This window comes from Clostridium bowmanii (assembly GCF_018861315.1).
Classification (GTDB): Bacteria; Bacillota; Clostridia; order Clostridiales; family Clostridiaceae; genus Clostridium_AD; species Clostridium_AD bowmanii.
On sequence record NZ_JAHLDL010000095.1, the window covers coordinates 1 to 1,566 of the forward strand.

General features: G+C 29.4%; 1 protein-coding gene. It reads left to right on the forward strand.

The window, feature by feature from the left end; translation table 11 throughout:
• Positions 1-146: 146 nt before the first annotated feature.
• Positions 147-1,529: a transposase gene (locus KPL51_RS23820; protein ID WP_224854798.1), complete on the forward strand. Its 1,383-nt coding sequence runs from the start codon at positions 147-149 to the stop codon at positions 1,527-1,529.
• Positions 1,530-1,566 lie beyond the last annotated feature (37 nt).

The following is a 1,566-nucleotide window of genomic DNA, read 5'->3' on the forward strand; positions in this document are numbered from 1 at the left end:
AACTTCAATTCGTAATTTAGATCTACAGAATTAAAAACTTACAAATTTGCATTTGTTTTACAAATATTTACAAAAAGGATTTTAAACTTTTATAGCGAATAAGTCATATAGACATTAATTTACTAAAGTAAATGGAGATGATTTATATGATACAATTCAGTAAAAAAGATAAGGAAAAAGTTTTAAATGCGATAAAGGAAGGTAATATAGATGCTGCTGATATAAGCTTTCCCAATCTAATAGATACTATTATGCTAAAGATGAAAAACATTGGAGTTTTAGCAAAGTTAACGAAATCATTTGCAGAGAAAAGAAGAGATAATTCAAGTATACCCTTAGATATTATTCTATCTTTGGCAATTACAGCAAAGATGAAATTAAAAACAAGTCTAACTGACGTAGCGTTCGCAGTGACAGATTCAGAATTATTGTCTGAATTAGGTTGGAATATATGGGATAATGATAGAGATTTAGAAAAGGGTCTTTTAGAAGAAGGTACTATGAGAAACATGATAAATAAATATGAAGCTAACGAAATTATAGAGTCATATAATGAATATGTGCAAAATATTGTAATGCCAGAACTTAAAATTTTACCTCAAATACACATATTGGATTGCACAAAAATAAAAGTAAACTTGAATAATTCTAACTATGAAAACTCTGAGGTTATTAGTTATGAAGGTGAGTCTACTCGTGGTTATAAGCTTGCAACATTAAGAGGCCTAATGGATGATGCCGGAATCATTGAAGAGATAGCCTTTAGTTCTATAAAACCACATGACATGGAGCTTAGTAGAGATATTTTACTAAAAAGTAAAGCCCTAAAAGAAGGCGATATTCTTATCAATGATAGGGGTTTTATTTCAAGATCTGTAACGAATACATTAAAAACCAATAAAAAAGTTGATACTTATATACCAGCTAAAAAGAATATGATGATATATGAGCAAGCAGTAAGCATAGCAAAATTAGAGGATAAATGGCATCCTCATCCAAATAAGAAAAGAAAGACTCAAGAAATACAACTTGTTAAACATCTAGGTTCCTCTTGGATAAGTGAAAATCCTGAAGAAGATGTAGATCTAATCGCTTGCGTAGTCCATGATACAAAAGATGATGAGTATTATGTTTTCATGACTACAGATGTAGAAAAAACAGCAAAACAAATAATAAACATTTACGAAATTAGACCAGAAATAGAAGAAGACTACAGGCAAATAAAAGATTTTTGGAAACTTGAGGATTTTAAAAGTACAAAATACAACTTCATAGTATTCCACATAATTATGACCTTAATTGGATATACATACTTTCAATTGTACAAAAACATGGAAGCGGGCATGAAATTTTCAAAAAAATCTCTTCCAGTCGTATTAAAAAACTATAAAGAACAGAAGCCAAAGTCTGTAATCATTTATACTGGTCAATATTTTGCTATATTCACATTTATTGAATTTATTCAGTTATATGCTGGTTGCAGCGAGGAAGTAAGAACACTTCTTGAACCAACGTTAGCTTTAGTATAGCTGGTTTTATTTGTTGTTTTTAAATTACGAATTGAAG

Coding starts and splice junctions, on each gene's coding strand:
- KPL51_RS23820 (WP_224854798.1), top strand. CDS start 147: ATGATACAATTCAGTAAAAAAGATAAGGAAAAAGTTTTAAATGCGATA.